This is a genomic window from Telmatospirillum sp. J64-1 (assembly GCF_006980715.1).
In the GTDB taxonomy this organism is placed as follows: domain Bacteria; phylum Pseudomonadota; class Alphaproteobacteria; order Rhodospirillales; family Magnetospirillaceae; genus Oleiliquidispirillum; species Oleiliquidispirillum nitrogeniifigens.
Map to the genome: position 1 here is coordinate 1 of NZ_SBHN01000011.1, position 17,724 is coordinate 17,724.

General features: G+C 64.8%; 18 protein-coding genes. 4 read left to right on the forward strand and 14 right to left on the reverse strand.

What is annotated here, in order from left to right:
• The 14 genes from EPD66_RS11670 to rpsF all read right to left on the reverse strand — a co-directional run.
• The coding region (locus EPD66_RS11670) for a methyl-accepting chemotaxis protein (RefSeq protein WP_142848692.1) at positions 1-1,463 on the reverse strand (1,463 nt) is incomplete at its 3' end.
• Positions 1,464-1,681: 218 nt separating this feature from the next.
• Positions 1,682-2,392 carry an SDR family NAD(P)-dependent oxidoreductase gene (locus EPD66_RS11675; RefSeq protein ID WP_142848693.1) on the reverse strand — a complete coding sequence of 237 codons (711 nt, stop codon included), beginning with the start codon at positions 2,390-2,392 and terminating at the stop codon, positions 1,682-1,684.
• A gap of 4 nt (positions 2,393-2,396) precedes the next feature.
• Complete coding sequence (gene purF, locus EPD66_RS11680; RefSeq protein WP_142848694.1) at positions 2,397-3,857, reverse strand: amidophosphoribosyltransferase; 1,461 nt, start codon at positions 3,855-3,857, stop codon at positions 2,397-2,399.
• Positions 3,858-3,894: 37 nt separating this feature from the next.
• On the reverse strand, positions 3,895-4,563 hold the full coding sequence (locus EPD66_RS11685) for a CvpA family protein (protein ID WP_142848695.1): 669 nt from the start codon (positions 4,561-4,563) through the stop codon (positions 3,895-3,897).
• Positions 4,564-5,985, reverse strand: a complete 1,422-nt coding sequence (gene radA, locus EPD66_RS11690) for a DNA repair protein RadA (protein WP_142848696.1) — start codon at positions 5,983-5,985, stop codon at positions 4,564-4,566.
• Between the two features lie 52 nt (positions 5,986-6,037).
• Entirely contained in the window at positions 6,038-6,826 is a 789-nt protein-coding gene (locus EPD66_RS11695) for an ABC transporter ATP-binding protein (protein WP_142848697.1), read from the reverse strand.
• Entirely contained in the window at positions 6,823-7,596 is a 774-nt protein-coding gene (locus tag EPD66_RS11700) for an ABC transporter permease (RefSeq protein ID WP_142848698.1), read from the reverse strand. Before EPD66_RS11700 ends, EPD66_RS11695 begins: the two co-directional genes overlap by 4 nt.
• 4 nt (positions 7,597-7,600) lie before the next feature.
• Positions 7,601-8,725, reverse strand: coding sequence for an alanine racemase (gene alr, locus EPD66_RS11705; RefSeq protein ID WP_142848699.1), 1,125 nt, complete (start codon positions 8,723-8,725; stop codon positions 7,601-7,603).
• Positions 8,722-10,233, reverse strand: coding sequence for a replicative DNA helicase (locus EPD66_RS11710; protein WP_142848700.1), 1,512 nt, complete (start codon positions 10,231-10,233; stop codon positions 8,722-8,724). The genes alr and EPD66_RS11710 overlap by 4 nt, the downstream gene beginning before the upstream one ends.
• 57 nt (positions 10,234-10,290) lie before the next feature.
• Positions 10,291-11,544 carry a cyclopropane-fatty-acyl-phospholipid synthase family protein gene (locus EPD66_RS11715; protein ID WP_142848701.1) on the reverse strand — a complete coding sequence of 418 codons (1,254 nt, stop codon included), beginning with the start codon at positions 11,542-11,544 and terminating at the stop codon, positions 10,291-10,293.
• Positions 11,545-11,823: 279 nt separating this feature from the next.
• Positions 11,824-12,399, reverse strand: coding sequence for a 50S ribosomal protein L9 (rplI, locus tag EPD66_RS11720; protein WP_142848702.1), 576 nt, complete (start codon positions 12,397-12,399; stop codon positions 11,824-11,826).
• On the reverse strand, positions 12,399-13,343 hold the full coding sequence (locus EPD66_RS11725; protein ID WP_142848703.1) for a DUF2232 domain-containing protein: 945 nt from the start codon (positions 13,341-13,343) through the stop codon (positions 12,399-12,401). Before EPD66_RS11725 ends, rplI begins: the two co-directional genes overlap by 1 nt.
• 64 nt (positions 13,344-13,407) lie before the next feature.
• Positions 13,408-13,644 carry a 30S ribosomal protein S18 gene (gene rpsR, locus EPD66_RS11730; protein ID WP_142848704.1) on the reverse strand — a complete coding sequence of 79 codons (237 nt, stop codon included), beginning with the start codon at positions 13,642-13,644 and terminating at the stop codon, positions 13,408-13,410.
• Positions 13,641-14,066 (reverse strand): 30S ribosomal protein S6, encoded by a 426-nt coding sequence (rpsF, locus tag EPD66_RS11735; protein WP_142848705.1) that lies wholly within the window; start codon positions 14,064-14,066, stop codon positions 13,641-13,643. Before rpsF ends, rpsR begins: the two co-directional genes overlap by 4 nt.
• A 231-nt stretch (positions 14,067-14,297) precedes the next feature.
• Between rpsF and fabD the strand changes: the two genes are divergently transcribed.
• The 4 genes from fabD to fabF all read left to right on the forward strand — a co-directional run bounded on the left by fabD (position 14,298) and on the right by fabF (position 17,724).
• Positions 14,298-15,242, forward strand: a complete 945-nt coding sequence (fabD, locus tag EPD66_RS11740) for an ACP S-malonyltransferase (RefSeq protein ID WP_142848706.1) — start codon at positions 14,298-14,300, stop codon at positions 15,240-15,242.
• 26 nt (positions 15,243-15,268) lie between these two features.
• A complete protein-coding gene (gene fabG / locus EPD66_RS11745; RefSeq protein ID WP_142848707.1) occupies positions 15,269-16,009 on the forward strand; it encodes a 3-oxoacyl-[acyl-carrier-protein] reductase in 741 nt (246 codons plus the stop codon).
• Between the two features lie 152 nt (positions 16,010-16,161).
• The gene (locus EPD66_RS11750) at positions 16,162-16,398 is read left to right on the forward strand and encodes an acyl carrier protein (protein ID WP_142848708.1); all 237 of its coding nucleotides are present in this window, start codon (positions 16,162-16,164) and stop codon (positions 16,396-16,398) included.
• 66 nt (positions 16,399-16,464) lie between these two features.
• A complete protein-coding gene (gene fabF, locus EPD66_RS11755; protein WP_142848709.1) occupies positions 16,465-17,724 on the forward strand; it encodes a beta-ketoacyl-ACP synthase II in 1,260 nt (419 codons plus the stop codon).

The following is a 17,724-nucleotide window of genomic DNA, read 5'->3' on the forward strand; positions in this document are numbered from 1 at the left end:
TCCTCGACGGCGGAAGCGACGGTCGCCGAGATTTCGCTGATGTTCTGAATCGTGCCGGTAATCGCCTGGATGGAGCTGACGGCCTGATCGGTGGCGTCCTGCACGGCGCGGATCTGCGCGGCAATGTCCTCGGTCGCCTTGGAGGTCTGGTTGGCCAGCGACTTCACCTCGTTGGCGACCACCGCGAAGCCCTTTCCGGCCTCGCCCGCGCGGGCGGCCTCGATGGTGGCGTTCAGCGCCAGCAGGTTGGTCTGGCTGGCGATGTCGGTGATCAGGCTGACCACCTCGCCGATGCGCTGGGCGGCGGTGGCGAGGCTGAGGACCTGTTCGTTGACCTCGGCGGCCTGGGAGACGGCGCCTTGGGAGATATCGGCCGAGCGGGAGACCTGCTGGCTGATCTCGGCAATCGTCGAAGACAGTTCCTCGGCGGCCGAGGCGACGGTCTGCACATTGGCGGCCGCCTGCTCCGAGGCGGCGGCGACGGCGGTGGCCTGTTGGCTGGCGCGGTCGGCGACGCCCGACATGGATTGCGCGGTGGCATGCAGTTCGGTCGAGGCCGAGGAGACGCTGCCGACCACGGCCTTCATGCGGCTTTCGAACTCCTTGGCCAGGGCTTCCATGGCTTGGCGCTTCTCCGCCTCGGCCCGCTGCTTCATCTGCTCCTGTTCCTGCTTCAGGCGCTCGGTTTCAAGCAGGGCGTCCTTGAAGATGACCACGGCGCGGGCCATGTCGCCCACTTCATCCTTCTGATCCGCCGCCGGGACGGTCTGCTGCAGGTTGCCTGCGGCCAGGGCGGTCATGGCATCGGTCAGGCCTTGCAGCGGAGAGACGACGTAGCGGCGGACGACCAGCGCGGATAGCAGGATGCCCGTCAGCACGGCCAGGACGCCGACCAGCTGCATTCCCAGCATCACCGAGGAATGGAACTCTTCCAGCTCCACCGTCAGTTGGTTGATCTTCGCGCTGTTGTTTTCCGCCAGGGTCTGGAGTTCATCGTTGAAGCGCTGCCGGGCGGCACGGTTGGCGTCGTTGTCGCCCAGGCGCTGCGCCGCCTGCGGGCCTTCCTCGCGGCCGGCGCGGATCATTTCGTGACGGAACTGGATGAAAGTGTTCGCCTGGTTCTGCACTTCAGCCATGGTGTGGCGCTCGGATTCCGGGACGAGGCTCGTCCATTCCGCAAGCAGGGCCTCCATGGTATTCAGGTCCTGGAGCATCGGCTTGGAGAAGCGCTCGGTGCCGGCGGCATCGGGGGCCGTGTACATGCCCCGGGAATTCAGTCCGATAAGATTGACCAGGCTGTTGATCCGCTCGCCGATGAAGGCGCGGGACGAGGCATTCTTCATTTCCTCGACCTTGGCGGAATAGGTGGTCATGCCCCAATAGCCGAAGCCGCTGACAGCCGCCACGGCAGCCACAAGCACTGCCATGACCAGATAGATTCTGGTCGAAATACGCACTCTCATCTAGTCGTCCTCCCAAGGCGCGCATTCTGCGCGCCTCCTTCACTTTGTCGTTGATGCCATCTATGGCTTATTTACGTGAAGAGGAGGTTAGCACCCTGTCCAATGGCGACGGAATTAGATCGAAAGATAGGGTGCCTGGACGTAAGGAATAGAATAAAGGCAGCGGTTTCAACGAAAACCGCTGCCTGCCTACTGTTCAACCAATAAGTGTGCAGACTTTAGGTATAGGCGCGGAGCGTCTCTCCATTGCCCTGATAGGTGGCTTCGGCCAGCTGCACGAAGCTGTCGGTCACGCTTTCCGCACTTGGCAGGCTCTCGGGTTTTTCCCCGGGGAAGGCCTCGGCGCGCATACGGGTGCGGACGCGGCCGGGGTCGATCAAATTGGCGCGCACATTGGTCTTGGCCATTTCCCCGGCATAGCAGCGGACCATGGCTTCCAGCGCCGCCTTGCTGGCGGCATAGGCGCCCCAATAGGGCTGGTTGTTGGTTGCGACGCTGGAGGTGACGAAGATGGCCCGGCCCGCTTCGGACTGGCGCAGCAGCGGGTCGAAGGCGCGGATCAGGCGGTAATTGGCCGTGACGTTCAGGTTCATGACCTTTTCGAACAGGCTGGGCTTGTAATGTCCCACGGGGCTGAGCCCGCCCAGCTGGGCGGCATTGCCGACCAGGATGTCCAGGCGGCCGAAGCGCTGGAACACGCCGCCGGCCATCTGGTCCAGCTTGTCGTAATCGGTCAGGTCCAGCGGCGCCAGGATCGCCTTGCCGCCGTCGCCGCGGATCTGATCGTCCACTTCTTCCAGCGCGGCCTGGGTGCGGGCGACGAGGATGACTTCAGCGCCCTCGGCGGAGAAGCGGCGGGCCACGGCGGCACCGATGCCGCGCGAGGCACCGGTGATCAGGGCCACGCGGCCTTCAAGACGTCCGCTCATTCTTTCAGTTTCCTCCAGCGGTCATGACGGTAACGGCGGCCTTGCTGTTGCCTTCTTCCTGATCGGTCAGGCGCACCGGATATTCGCCGGTGAAGCAGGCATCGCAGAATTGCGGATCGGCGGGATCGCGGCCTTCCTCGCGCCCCACGGCGCGGTACAGGCCGTCGATGGAGATGAAGGCCAGCGAGTCGACGCCGATCAGTTTGGCCATGCCTTCGGTGTCGTAGGCGGCGGCCAGCAGCTTGTTCTGTTCCGGCGTATCGATGCCGTAGAAGCAGGGATTGACCGTCGGGGGGCTGGAAATGCGCATATGCACTTCCGTCGCCCCGGCGGCGCGGACCATTTCGACGATGCGCTTGGACGTGGTGCCGCGGACGATGGAATCGTCCACCAGGATCACGCGCTTGCCCGCGACATAGGCGCGGTTGGCGTTGTGCTTCAGCTTCACGCCCAGATGACGGATGTTGTCGGTCGGCTGGATGAAGGTGCGGCCGACGTAATGATTGCGGATGATGCCCAGCTCGAAGGGAATGCCCGCCTCGCCGGCATAGCCCAGGGCGGCGGGAACGCCCGAATCGGGCACCGGGATCACCACATCGGCCTCGACGGCGCTTTCGCGGGCCAGTTCGGCGCCGATGCGCTTGCGCACCTCATAGACGCTGGTGCCATCAGCGACGCTGTCGGGGCGGGCGAAGTAGATGTATTCGAAGATGCAGAAGCGGCGCTTCTGGGGCGGGAAGGGCTTGACGCTGCGCACGCCTTCCTTGGTCAGGATGACCATCTCGCCCGGCTCGACATCGCGCACGAAATCGGCGCCGATGATGTCCAGCGCGACCGATTCCGAGGCCATGATCCAGCTTTCGCCCAGCTTGCCCAGCACCAGCGGGCGGATGCCCAGCGGGTCGCGCACGCCCAGCACCATGTCCTTGGTCATGGCGACCAGCGAATAGGCGCCCTCGACTTGGCGCAGGGCGTCGATCAGCCGGTCTTCCACGGTGGAATAGAGGCTGATGGCGATCAGGTGGATGATGGTTTCGGTATCGGTGGTGGACTGGAACAGGCAGCCCCGGCGGACCAGGCTCTTGCGCAGGGTCACGGCGTTGGTCAGGTTGCCGTTATGAGCGATGGCCAGCCCGCCGAACTCGAAATCGCCGAACAGCGGCTGCACGTTGCGCAGCATGGTCTCGCCGCTGGTGGAGTAGCGCACATGGCCGATCGCCATGCTGCCCTTCAGCCGCTTGATGACGCTTTCGGTGCCGAAATTATCAGCCACATGGCCCAGGCCGCGATGATTGTGGAAATGCTCGCCGTCGCAGGACACGATGCCGGCGGCTTCCTGGCCGCGATGCTGCAGGGCATGCAGACCGAGCGCCGCATGGGCCGCGGAGTCGTGATGGCCGAAGATGCCGAAGACGCCGCATTCTTCACGCATCTTGTCGTCATCGAAGGGGTTCGTGGTCAGCATTGCCTGAGCCGGCTCCTGGGTCATGTGAGAACTCTGGTCACTGGTTGCTTTGGAACAGGCGGTCCATGTCCCGCCTTTCGGACGCGCCATAGCTGGGCGTCTGCTGCTCGGGGGCGGGCGTCGGGTTTGCCTGCCGGGGCTGCGGATTAGCCAAGTTGTCATAGGCGCGCTTCAGTTCCAGGGCTTCGCGCGTCTGGTCGGCGGCCCGTCGCGCCTGGGTCTCGCCCATGTTGTATTCGCTGGGCAGCATGGCCTGGATCATCCCGGCCCCTTGCGCCATCAAGGGCCGCGATTTGGCATCGGCCAGCCAGCGGGGATGTTCGCTGGGGTCGACCAGCCAGAGCGCCAACATATAGGCCAAAGAGGCAAGCAGTGCACCCCTTATAAGGCCGAAAACAAAGCCGAGCGAACGGTCTACACTATTTAGTGCGCTGTCCCGGACCTGTTTCGAGATGGTCTTCGTCAGGATCGACAGGATCAGCAGGGTCACCAGGAACAGGACCGCCCCGGCGGCCAGGTCGGCGGCCCAGGCGGTGGGGATGTATTGATGGGCGATGGGGCGCGCCAGCGGCAATCCGTAGAGGGCGGCGAAGGCGGCGCCGACCCAGGCAGTTATCGCCAGGACTTCATGCACGAAGCCGCGCATGAAGGCGAAGAGGCCGGACAGGATCAGGACGGCGATAACGATGACGTCGACGGCATACATTCAGCTTTTATCCCCGCTGGCCTTTCCGTTCCTGGAGGCGGATGGGCTGCCTTCGAGCGGCCTGAACATCGCCACCAGATCCTGGACATGGCCGATCTGGCGGATGCTCGGCGAGACGGCGGGCGCCACGGGCTTGCGGTCCTTGCGGCGGCGGGCAGGCACCAGGGCCTGGGCGAAGCCCAATTTGGCGGCTTCCTTCAGCCTGGTATCCGATTGCGCCACGGCGCGTACTTCTCCCGATAGGCCGATTTCGCCGAAGACCACCATATCGGCGGTGACGGGAATATCGGTGATGGACGAGACCAGGGCCGCTGCCACGGCCAAGTCGGCGGCGGGTTCCGAAATCCGCAACCCGCCGGCGACGTTCAAATAAACGTCATTGCCGCTCAAGGCAAGGCCGCAGCGGGCGTCGAGCACCGCCATGATCATGGCAAGGCGGCTGCTGTCCCATCCGACCACCGCCCGGCGCGGGGTGGAGAGGCTGGATTCGGCGACCAGGGCCTGGATCTCCACCAGCACCGGACGGGTGCCCTCCATGCCGGCAAAGACGCAGGAGCCCGAGACGTTGCCGCGCCGTTCGGCCAGGAACAGGGCGGAGGGATTGACCACTTCCTGCAGACCGGCATCGGTCATCTCGAAGACGCCGATCTCGTCGGTGGCGCCGAAGCGGTTCTTGACGCTGCGCAGGATGCGGAACTGGTGGCCGCGCTCGCCCTCGAAATAGAGCACGGTGTCGACCATGTGCTCGAGCACGCGGGGACCGGCGATCTGGCCTTCCTTGGTGACATGGCCGACCAGGAACAGGGTATAGCCCTGGCGCTTGGCGTGGCGGATCAGCTCCAGGGCGCAGGCGCGCACCTGGGCCACCGTGCCCGGCGCGGAATCCAGGCTGTCCATGTACATGGTCTGGATGGAGTCGATGACCACCACGTCGGGCGTGTCGGCATCGAGCGAGGCGATGATGTCGCGCAGCGAGGTGGCCGAGGCCAGCTGCACCGTGGCATCCGCCAGGTCCAGGCGCTGGGCGCGCATGCGGACTTGGTCCACCGCTTCTTCGCCCGAGATGTAGACGCAGCGGCAATGGCTGGCCAGGCGGGCGACGGCCTGCAGCAGCAGGGTGGACTTGCCGATGCCGGGATCGCCGCCGACCAGCAGGGCGGAACCGGGCACCAGCCCGCCGCCGCAGACACGGTCGAATTCCTCGATGCCGATGATGCGCCGGGGCGGCGGCTTGGCTTCGCCCTTCAGGCCGACGAACTGGATGCGACGTCCCGACTTGCCGCTCAGGCCCTTGGGCGTCGCCTCGCGCGGCTGTTCCTCGACGATGCTGTTCCAGGCGCCGCAGGCTTCGCATTTGCCGATCCATTTCGGATAGTCGGCGCCGCATTCCTGACAGACATAGCGGGTCGAAACCTTCGCCATCAAGAGCCCTTCATATGATGAGGAAGGGGCCTTTCAGCCCCTTCCCAGCTTTCTACCGGCGGATTTCCATGCGGATCGGTCCTTCGGCGCGGCCGTGGATGAACTGGTCCACATAGGCATTGCCGGAATTGTCGATCTGGGACACCGGACCGACCCAGATCAGCTCGCCCTTGTAAAGCATCGCCACACGGTCGGCGATCTTGCGGGCCGAGGCCATGTCGTGGGTGATGGAAATGGCCGTCGCGCCCAGATCCTTCACGCATTTCACGATCAGGTCGTTGATGACATCGGCCATGATGGGGTCGAGGCCGGTGGTCGGTTCGTCGAAAAAGATGATTTCCGGCTCGGTGGCGATGGCGCGGGCAAGGCCGACGCGCTTCTGCATCCCCCCCGATAGCTCGGACGGAAATAGAGCGGCGACATCGGCAGACAAGCCCACCTGGGCCATTTTCTCGATGGCGCGCTCCTTGGCCTCGTTGCGCTTCATCTTCTGGCCCTGGATCAGGCCGAAGGCGACATTCTCCCAGACCGGCAGGCTGTCGAACAGGGCCGCGCCCTGGAACAGCATGCCGAACTTGCGCAGGACGCGTTCGCGGTCGCGCTGCCCCATGCCGACGGTTTCCTCGCCGTCGATGCGGATCGAACCGCGGTCGGGGCGCATCAGCCCCAGGATGCATTTCAGCATCACCGACTTGCCGGTGCCGGAACCGCCGATGATCACCACGGATTCCCCGCGCGCCACGTCCAGCGTCACGCCGTTCAGCACCGTCTTGGGGCCGAAGGACTTGTGCAGATCGTTCAGCTCGATCTTGGCGGGCGCGGATTTGGGGATCTGGTTCATTGGGCGAAGAACAGCTCGGTGATGACGTAGTTGAAGACCAGGATCAGGATCGACGACGACACCACCGCCGCCGTGGTCGCGGCCCCCACGCCCTGGGCGCCGCCACGGGAGTGATAGCCGTTATAGCAGCCCATCAGCGAGATGATGAAGCCGAAGACCCCCGCCTTGACCAGGCCCGAGACCACGTCCATGACCTCCAGCGCCTGCCAGGTGGAACGCAGATAGCCGGCAGGGTTGAAGCCCAGCTTGAAGGTGGCGACCACATAGCCGCCGAAGACGCCGATGATGTCGCCGACCAGGACCAGGCAGGGCAGCATCAGAAGGCCAGCGATCAGGCGGGGCGCAATCAGGTATTTGTAGGGATTGGTGGACAGGGTCACCAGGGCGTCAATCTGTTCGGTCACGCGCATGGTGCCGATCTCGGCGGCCATGGCGGCGCCGATGCGACCGGCCACCATCAGCCCCGCCAGGACTGGCGCGAGTTCGCGGGTGATCGACAGCACCACGACGAAGGCGACGGCGCCCTCGGCCGAGAAACGGGCGAAGCCGGAATGGCTTTGCAGTACCAGCACCATGCCGGTGAAGATCGCGGTCAGCCCCACCACCGGCAGCGAATAATAGCCGATGTCGATCATCTGCCGCAGGATCAGCCGGGGATAGAAAGGCGGCCGGAAACAATGCGACACGGCGATGGCGGTGAAGACCGCCAGTCTACCGGCATGGGACAGGAAGGCGATGAAGATGCGGCCAACCGCAGCGAGGAACTGCATCCTGCTAAGGAGTCCCGACGACATAGCGCCGGTGGTAGCGGTTTCCGAGGCTGGTGAGGATTTCGTAGCCGATGGTGCCGGCTTCTGTTGCGAGAGCGTCGACATCGTGATCCGGCCCGATCAGGTCTGCAAATGCGCCGGCATGGGCGAGGGGAGAGGGAATGTCGGTCACGTCCAAGGTGATCAAATCCATGCTGACCCGTCCCACCACAGGCACGCGGAACCCTCCAATGGAAGCACAACCCTTGTTGCCCAGATAGCGGAGATAGCCGTCGGCATAGCCTACCGCCACGGTTGCGATCCTGGACCTTCGGGTTACGCGATGGGTGGCACCATAGCCAACGGTCTGGGGGCTGTCAACGTCACGGACCTGGATGATCCGCCCCTGCAGCCGCACCACCGGGGCCATGGGATTGGCGGAGCCGGGGCAGGGATTGACGCCATAAAGAGCGACGCCGGGCCGCCCCAGGTCGAAATGATAGTCGGGGCCGAGGAATATCCCCGAGGAATTGGCGAAGCTGGCGCGGAGGGGGCGGCCTAAGAGCTTTTGCAGCCGGGCCAAGCCTTCGCGGAACTCGGCCAATTGGCGGGCGTTCATCTCGTTGCCCGCTTCGTCGGCGCAGGCGAGATGGCTCATGACCAGGGCCAGCGGGATGTTTTTCAGGTCCTCGGGCCGCAGGGCATCGCGCTCGGCGGGCGTCAGGCCCAGCCGGGCCATGCCGGTATCCAGGTGAAGGACGGCGGACAAGGGCCCCCGGCGGGCGCAGAGGGCGCGCCAGGCGGCGATCTGTTCGGGGGAGTTGAGGACCGGGATCAGGCGGTGCTCGGCGAAATCTTCCTCGCAGCCCGGCCAGGGGCCGCCGAGGACGATGATCTCGGCCTCGGGCAGCAGTTTCCGCAGGGTGATTCCTTCGTCGATGATGGCGACGACGAAGTGACGGCAGCCCGCTTGCGCCAGGGCCGGGGCGATGGCGGCGATGCCCAGCCCGTAGGCGTCGGCCTTGACCACGCCTGCGCATTCCTTCCCGGGGCCCAGGCGGTCGCGCAATTGCCGCCAGTTCGCGGCCACGGCCCCCACATCGATGGTGAGCAGGGCGCTGGCGCGGGCGGCGGGCAGGTCGGGGGTCACTCGTAGCTGTCCGAGCTGACGTAGCGGTCTTCGGCGAGATCGCCGAACTTGGTGTAATCGCCGTTGAAGAACAGCCGGACCGTGCCGACGGGGCCGTGACGCTGCTTGGCGACGATCACTTCGCCGGTATTCCACACCTCCTCGCAGCGCTTCTGCCAGGCCGCGTAGCGGTCGTTGAACTTGTCGTCGCTCTCGTCGGGACGGCGCGCGGGTTCGGCGCGTTCGAGATAATACTGCTCGCGGAAGACGAACATGACGATATCGGCGTCCTGTTCGATCGAGCCCGATTCACGAAGGTCGGAAAGCTGGGGCCGCTTGTCCTCGCGCGATTCCACCGAACGGGACAACTGGGACAGGGCGATCACCGGCACGTCCAGTTCCTTCGCCAGGGCCTTCAAGCCGCGGGTGATCTCAGAGACTTCCTGCACACGGTTTTCCGAGCGGGTCGAGGAACCGCGCAGAAGCTGCAGGTAGTCGACCACGACCAGGCCCAGGCCGTTCTGGCGCTTGAGGCGTCGGCAGCGGGTGCGGACGGCGGAAATCGACAGGGCCGGCGTGTCGTCGATATAGAGCTTCAGCGCGTGCAATTCCTGGGCGGCGAGGACCAGGCGCTGGAATTCCTCATTGGACATCTCGCCCTGGCGGATCTTGTGCGACTGCACTTCGGCCTGTTCCGACAGGATACGGGTGGCCAGCTGTTCCGCCGACATTTCCAGCGAGAAGAAAGCCACCACGGCGCCGTCGGCGGCCTTGCGGTTGCCCAGGGCGTCCACCTCCTCGCGATAGCGCTTGGCGGCGTTGAAGGCGATGTTGGTGGCCAGGGCCGTCTTACCCATCGACGGGCGCCCGGCGAGGATCAGCAAGTCGGAAGGGTGCAGGCCGCCCAGCTTCTTGTCGAGGTCGCGCAGGCCGGTGGGCACGCCCGAAAGCTGTCCGGCGCGCTTGTGCGCGGCCTCGGCCATGTGCACGGCGTTGATGACGGCGGTCTTGAAGTCCTGGAAGCCGCCTTCGATCTGGCCGGTGGTGCCCAGTTCATAGAGCTTGGCCTCGGCCTGGCTGATCTGGTCGAGGGCGCTCGTGTCCACGTCGCCTTGGAAGGCGTCGTTCACCAGTTCCTCGCCCAGGTCGATCAATTCGCGCCGCAGATGCAGGTCGAAGATCAGGCGCCCGTAATCCTCGGCATTGATGATCGTCACCACCGATCCGGCCAGCTGCGCCAGATAGTGGGTGCCGCCGATCTCGGCCAGCGCCTGGTCCTGTTCCAGGATGGTCTTCAGCGTCACCGGATTGGCGATCTGGCCGCGATTGATCAGCTTGCCGCAGGCATCGAAGATCCGCGCATGAGCCGGGTCGGCGAAATGCTCGGGACGCAGGAATTCCGAGACCTTCTCATAGGTCCGGTTGTTGACCAGGATGGCGCCGAGAAGCGCCTGCTCCGCCTCGTAATTGTGAGGCGGAGTGCGGAAGGTGGTGGCGGAATGCTCTTCCGCGCCCGGAGGCGAGACCATGGAGGTAGGCATGGCCGGAGGTTAGCAGAAGGCAGCCCCGTTTCGCATCGGGATTTTTTATTTCTGCCCCGCAGTATCCAGTTGCGGAACCGTCGCGGCTTTGTGGACCCGCTCGAATTCATAGATGTAGTCGCGGGTGAGCGGCACGGTGTCGATCCGCCGGGAAAGCTGGATCTGGAAGACCATCATCAGGCCATGGCGGAACGTGGCCTCGCATCCGGCCAGATAGAATTCCCACATCCGGCAGAAGCGTTCGTCGTAGATTTCGGCGGCGCGGCTGCGGTTGGCCTGGAAGCGCCGCGCCCATTCCTTCAGGGTGTCGGCGTAGTGCAGGCGCAGGATCTCCACGTCGGTGACGATCAGCCCGCTGCGTTCGATGGCGGGGAAGACCTCGGACAGGGCCGGGATGTAGCCGCCGGGGAAGATGTATTTCCTGATCCAGGCATTGGTCTGGCCGGGGCCGTCGGCACGGCCGATGGAATGGATCACGGCGACGCCGTCCTCGGCCAGCAGGTCGCGGATCTTCGAGAAATATTCCCGGTAATGCAGGGTGCCGACATGCTCGAACATGCCGACCGAGACGATACGGTCGTAGCGCCCCTGGTGCTGGCGGTAATCCTCCAGGCGGAAGCGCACCTGGCTCTCGAAATGCGCCTGCGAGACGCGATCGGTCGCCATCTTGAGCTGTTCCTCGGACAGGGTGATGCCGGTGACGTCGACATCGTTCATCCGGGCCAGCGTCAGGGCCAGGCCGCCCCATCCCGAACCGATGTCGAGCACCTTCTGGCCGGGCTTCAGCATGAGCTTCGCCGCCAGATGGCGCTTCTTGGCGGCCTGGGCCTCTTCCAGCGAGGTGCCGGGCGCCGGGAAATAGGCGCAGGAATATTGCCGGTCGGCGTCGAGGAAGAGGTCGTAAAGGGAGGAGGACAGGTCGTAGTGATGGGCGACATTGGCCCGCGACCGTCTGACGGGATTGTAATGCTGCAAGCGCCGCCCCAGCATCGCCAGGCGTTCGACGAACCCGATCCCGCAGCCTAGGCCAGCCTGCTGGATATTCTCGGTCAGCAGGGCAAGGCAATTGTAGAGGCCGCCTTCCTCGATGGTCAGCGTGCCGTTCATATAGGCTTCGCCGAAGGCGAGGTTGGGATGCAGGGCCAGCTTCCAGGAAAGGCTCGGATCGTGCAGCCGGATGACGCAGGGAACGAAATCAGGGGAGGGAAGGCCGCTGCGGCGATAGGTCCTGCCCTTGGAGTCAATCACGGTCAAGTCGCCGAGACGGACGAGTCTGTCGAGTAAGCGCTGCAAGAGCATCTTCCGCTCCTTTCCCTAGAGGCTTTTCCGATAGGCTGGAAACGCTCTGATGCTTGAGGGCCGGGGCCATAGGGCGGCGGGACGAAGCGTCCTCAAGCACAACTCGGGCGCATGCATTTTTACCGTCAGATAGAAAATGCCTTCGCCAATAGATAGGGGGGCGCGGGGGGTTGTCCAGTATCTGGTTGATCTAGACGAAAGTAATATACACCAAATGTGCGAAAGGGACGCGCCCTGGCGGGCACGTCCCTCGACGCGGCCTTGGGGAGGGAAGGCGCCTTATTCGGCGTCTTCGGCCTCGACCTCGGTTTCGGTCTCGCCGGCTTCGGCTTCGGCTTCAGCTGCGGCGGCTTCGGCCGCTTCAGCTTCGGCTTCTTCCTGGGCGGCCTGAGCCTGACGCTCGGCTTCCTGCTGCGAACGGGCGACGGTGACGGACACGGTCACGGCCACTTCCGGGTGCAGGGAAACGCGAACCTGGTACTGGCCCAGGCTCTTGATCGGCAGTTCCAGGTTGACCTGGTTGCGTTCGACGGTGAAGCCGGCTTCCTTGATCACGTCGGCCAGATCGCGGGCCGAGACGGAACCATAGAGCTGGCCGCCTTCGCCGGCCTGGCGCACGACCAGGACGTTCAGGCCCGCCATCTTGTCGGCCACGGCCTGAGCTTCTTCACGACGCTTCAGGTTGGCGGCTTCCAGTTGCGCGCGCTGCGCTTCGAACACGGCCATGTTGGCCTTGTTGGCGCGGAGCGCCTTATGCTTCGGCAGCAGATAGTTGCGGGCGTAGCCGGGCTTGACCTTGACCACGTCGCCCATCTGACCGAGCTTCTCGATCCTCTCGAGCAGAATGACTTCCATTACTTTTCCTCCTGACCGCTGCCTCCGGCATACCGCCGGCGCAGCCTCGCCCAATGCCTAATCAAACCAAGTCCGGCGATCACGAAGACCATCCAGCCGGACGCCACAATGAACACCACATAGAACAGCGCCAGCAGCAGCTTGGCGTTCGGCTTGCTCCGCACCGCCCGGTGGACCACGGCCAGGCCGACGAAGACATAGGGGGCTGCGAACAGCACCGCCAAATTCCCCGCCAGATAGCCCAGCGTGCCCCCGGTCAGCAGCGAGGCGATTGCCGTCACCACCAGGGCTCCGGCCACCCAGTCCGGCAGGTCCAGTTCTTCGGACCAGACCGGCGAGGTCCGGATCGCATGGCCCGAACGGACCAGCAATGCCTGCGCCATCGCGCCGTTCACCGCCGCCCCGACCAGCCAAGCAATGCCGACCAGAGCGGGGAACAACGGCGTCCACAATTCAACGACCTGCGTGCGCATGCCTTCCGGAACGTCAGCCGCCATCGCCGACAGCGCCTGCGTCAGCAGGTCATGCACCGCGCCCCGCAGCCCCTCGTCATGCGCCGGGGCCATGGCCGCGCCGATCAGCAGCAGAATCGCCGCCACCGCCGACAGCCAGCCCAGGATGAGGCCGGGCGGATACCATTCCGTTCCGCCATCTTGCGTCGGCCGGCCCAGCAGGGCCTGGCGGACGATGATGACGGCGGGCAGGGCCGCACCAATCGCATAGACCGGGGCCAGGATGCCGCTCGTGGCCAGGGCCGACCCGGCAATCCCGACGCCGGCGGCGATGAGACTCGCCGTCGTCCCCAAGGACAGTCCGACTGCCATCAGGGGAAGGGGTGCCAGATAGGTCAGCAAAGGACCTAGGGCGACATTGCCGACGACCGTCATGAAGAGCAGTGCACTCAACAGGCCGGCAGCCAGCGATAGGCCGTAAAACCGTGTCATGGGGCGTCCTGGATTGGATGAAACCCGGCCTCGGGCCGGGCGGTCATCCGTGATCCGTCTTGCCTTACTTCACCACGTAGGGCAGCAGGCCCAGGAAACGGGCGCGCTTGATGGCCTGGGCCAGGGCGCGCTGCTTCTTGGCCGAAACCGCCGTGATGCGGCTGGGGACGATCTTGCCGCGTTCGGAAATGAAACGCTGAAGCAGCTTGATGTCCTTGTGGTCGATCACCGGAGCATTGGCGCCCGAGAACGGGCAGGTCTTGCGGCGGCGGAAGAAGGGACGACGGGCGGGGGACTTCATGCTTCGGCTCCTTCAGAGTACTGGCGGCGACCACGCGGACGGTCGTCGTCACGGCGCGGACGGTCATCGCCGTCGCGGCGCGGACGTTCGTCGCGCTGGTTCTTGCTCTGCATCATGGCCGAGGGGCCTTCTTCGAGGGCCTCGACGCGGATGGTCAGGAAACGCAGGACGTCTTCGTTCAGGCTCATCTGGCGCTCCATTTCCTTCACGGCTTCGGAAGGCGCGTCGATGTTGAACAGGACGTAGTGACCCTTGCGGTTCTTCTTCATCCGGTAGGCCAGGTTGCGCAGGCCCCAGTATTCCCGCTTGGTGACGTTGCCGCCGCGCTCGGTGAGCACGTTGGCCATTTCATCGGACAGGGTTTCCACCTGCGGGGTGGAAATGTCCTGGCGTGCGATGAACACGCATTCGTATAGTGCCATATCAATGGACTCCTTATGGCTTCTCTCTTCCCGCGGGTTTCAGCCACGAAACCACAGGCATAGCCGGCCCCATGCCGGCAAGGAGCTGGAAAGGGGCGCACTATACATGAATTCGGCCCCCGCGCAAGCATGGGTGGGCCGTTTCTGTCAAGCTGCTTGACAGGGCGGCGGCACCGGCTATTCCTTGAGCCCTTTTTGCATTTCTGTTTCCGTTTTTAGGGGGATGTCCCGATGACTCGCGCGTTCGTCTTTCCCGGCCAGGGCTCGCAGGCAATCGGCATGGGCCGTGATCTGGCCGAAGCCTTCGCCGCCGCCCGCCATGTCTACGAAGAGGTGGACGATGCGCTGGGGCAGAAACTCTCGCGCCTGATGTTCGAAGGCCCCGAAGGCGAGCTGACCCTGACCGAGAACGCCCAGCCCGCGCTGATGGCGGTCAGCATGGCGGTGATCCGCGTGTTGGAAAGCGAGGGCGGTTTCGACCTGGGCGCGCAGGTGGCCTATGTGGCCGGTCATTCCCTGGGCGAATATTCCGCCCTGGCTGCCGCCGGTACCTTCACCATCGCCGATGCCGCCCGCTTGCTGAAGACCCGCGGTCAAGCCATGCAGAAGGCCGTGCCGGTGGGCGAGGGCGCCATGGCCGCGTTGCTGGGCCTGGATCTGGATGCCGCGCAGGAAGTGGCCGAGGCCGCTTCGAGCGCCAACGACATCTGCCAGGCCGCCAACGACAACGCGCCGGGTCAGGTGGTGGTGTCGGGCCACAAGGCCGCCGTCGAGCGTGCCATCGCCCTGGCCGCCGAGCGCGGCGCCAAGCGGTCGGTGCTGCTGCCCGTCTCCGCCCCCTTCCATTGCGGATTGATGGAGCCCGCCGCGCGGGTCATGCAGGAAGCCCTGGCCCAGGTCGCCATGAAGGCGCCGGTGGTGCCGGTGATGGCCAATGTGACCGCCTCGCCGGTGCAGGAGCCCGATGAGATCCGCCGCCTGCTCGTCGCCCAGGTGACCGGGACCGTGCGCTGGCGCGAATGCGTGCTCGCGATGAAGGATCTGGGCGTGACGAATTTGGTGGAAGCGGGCGCGGGCAAGGTGCTGACCGGCCTCGCCAAGCGTATCGATAAGGAGATGACGGCCCAGGCGCTGAACACGCCGGCCGATATCGAAGCCTTTCTGAAGTCTCTGTGATTCAATAGTAGGGGGAGAAGATCCGCATGTTCGAGCTCACCGGCCGGACGGCCCTCGTTACCGGCGCCTCGGGCGGCATCGGCGGGGCCATTGCCCGCGCCCTGCACGCCCAGGGCGCCACCGTCGCCCTGTCGGGCACCCGCAAGGAAGCCCTGGAGGCCATGGCTGCCGAACTGGGCGGCGAGCGCGTCCATGTGGTCGTCGCCAACCTGTCCGATCCGGCCTCGGTCGAGCAGTTGGCCAAGGACGCCGAGGCGGCCCTGGGGTCGCTCGACATCCTGGTCAACAATGCCGGCCTGACCCGCGACGGCCTGGTGCTGCGCATGAAGGACGAGGACTGGCAGAGCGTGCTGGACGTCAATCTGACGGCCGCCTTCCGCCTCTGCCGCGCCGCCGTCAAGGGCATGATGAAGCGCCGCTTCGGCCGCATCGTCAACATCACCTCGATCGTCGGCGTTACCGGCAATCCCGGGCAGGTGAACTATGCCGCCTCCAAGGCCGGCATGATCGGCATGTCCAAGTCGCTGGCCCAGGAAGTCGCCTCGCGCGGCATCACGGTCAATTGCGTGGCGCCGGGCTTCATCACCTCGGCCATGACCGATGCTCTGAATGACGAGCAGAAGGCCCGCCTGCTGGCCGGCATCCCCGCCGGGCGCATGGGGGACGTGCGCGAAATCGCTGCCGCCGTGACTTATCTGGCGAGCGACGAAGCGGCCTATGTGACCGGCCAGACGCTGCATGTGAACGGCGGAATGGCGATGATCTGAGGGCTCTCTGCGAGAGCCTTGTCCCCTAGCGCTAGGCAACGGCGGAAAAGTGTGTTAGGAAACGCCACTTTTTGCCGGATCAGGGGCGGCGTTGGCGCCGCTTTGCCTGGGTCGCCAGCAAGAGATGAAAACTTCCAAGGGAATATTCAGAAATGAGTGACGTCGCTGAGCGGGTTAAGAAGATCGTCGTCGAGCATCTGGGCGTCGAAGAAGCCAAGGTGACCGAGAATGCGAGCTTCATCGACGACCTGGGCGCCGACAGCCTTGATACCGTCGAACTGGTCATGGCTTTCGAGGAAGAGTTCGGCTGCGAAATCCCGGATGACGCCGCGGAAAAGATCCTGACCGTCAAGGACGCCATCGACTTCATCGAGTCGCACCAGTCCTAAAGGTTTGGCGCCGGCTTCGGCCGGCCGCCGACTGACTGTCGTAGTGAAGCACCAGGGCCTTTTTCTATGAGACGTGTTGTCGTCACCGGTTTGGGGATGGTGACGCCGCTCGGTTGCGGCGTTTCCGCCAACTGGCAACGCCTGACCGCCGGCGAGTCCGGTCTTCGGGCCATCGATAGCTTCGATACCTCGGACCTTCCGGCGAAGATCGCCGGTCTGGTGCCGAAGGGCGAGGGCGGTCACCTCTTCAACGCCGAAGCCTTCGTCAGTACGAAGGACCGCCGCCGCATGGACGAGTTCATCGTCTATGCCATCGCTGCGGCTGCCGAGGCGATCGAGGATTCCGGATGGAATCCCGAAAGCGAGGAAGACCGCGAGAATACCGGCGTGATGATCGGATCGGGGATCGGCGGCTTGCCCTCCATCGCCAACACGTCCGTCACACTGGAGACGGGTGGTCCGCGCAAGGTCAGCCCCTTCTTCATCCCGGCCAGCCTGATCAACCTGGCCTCCGGCCATGTGTCGATCCGCTACGGCTTCAAGGGTCCGAACCATTCCGTGGTCACGGCCTGCTCGACCGGTGCGCATGCCATCGGCGATGCCGCGCGCCTGGTGATGCTGGGTGATGCCGATGTGATGATCGCGGGCGGCGCCGAAGCTGCCGTCTGCCGCCTCGGGATCGCCGGTTTCGCCGCCGCCAAGGCTCTCTCCACCGGCTTCAACGATACCCCGACCAAGGGCTCGCGCCCCTGGGACAAGGATCGTGACGGCTTCGTCATGGGCGAAGGCTCGGGCGTGGTGGTGCTCGAGGAATACGAGCATGCTAAGAAGCGCGGCGCCAAGATCTATGCCGAAGTCGTCGGTTACGGCATGTCGGGCGATGCCTATCACATCACCGCCCCGGCCGAGGACGGTAATGGCGGTTTCCGCGCCATGCGCAATGCGCTGAAGCGGGCCGGCCTGAATCCCGAGGACGTGGATTACGTCAATGCCCACGGCACCTCGACGCCGCTGGGCGATGAAATCGAACTGGGTGCCGTCAAGCGCCTGTTCGGCGACCACGCCTACAAGCTCAGCATGTCCTCGACCAAATCCGCCATCGGCCACCTGCTGGGTGCCGCCGGTGCGGTCGAGGCGATCTACTCGATCCTGGCGATCCGGAACAACGTGGTTCCGCCCACGCTGAACCTGGATAATCCCTCCGAAGGCTGCGACATCGACCTGGTGCCGCATCAGGCCAAGGAGCGGAAGGTCGATGTGGCGCTGTCGAATTCCTTCGGGTTCGGCGGCACTAATGCGTCGCTGGTTTTCCGCCGGGCGACGTAA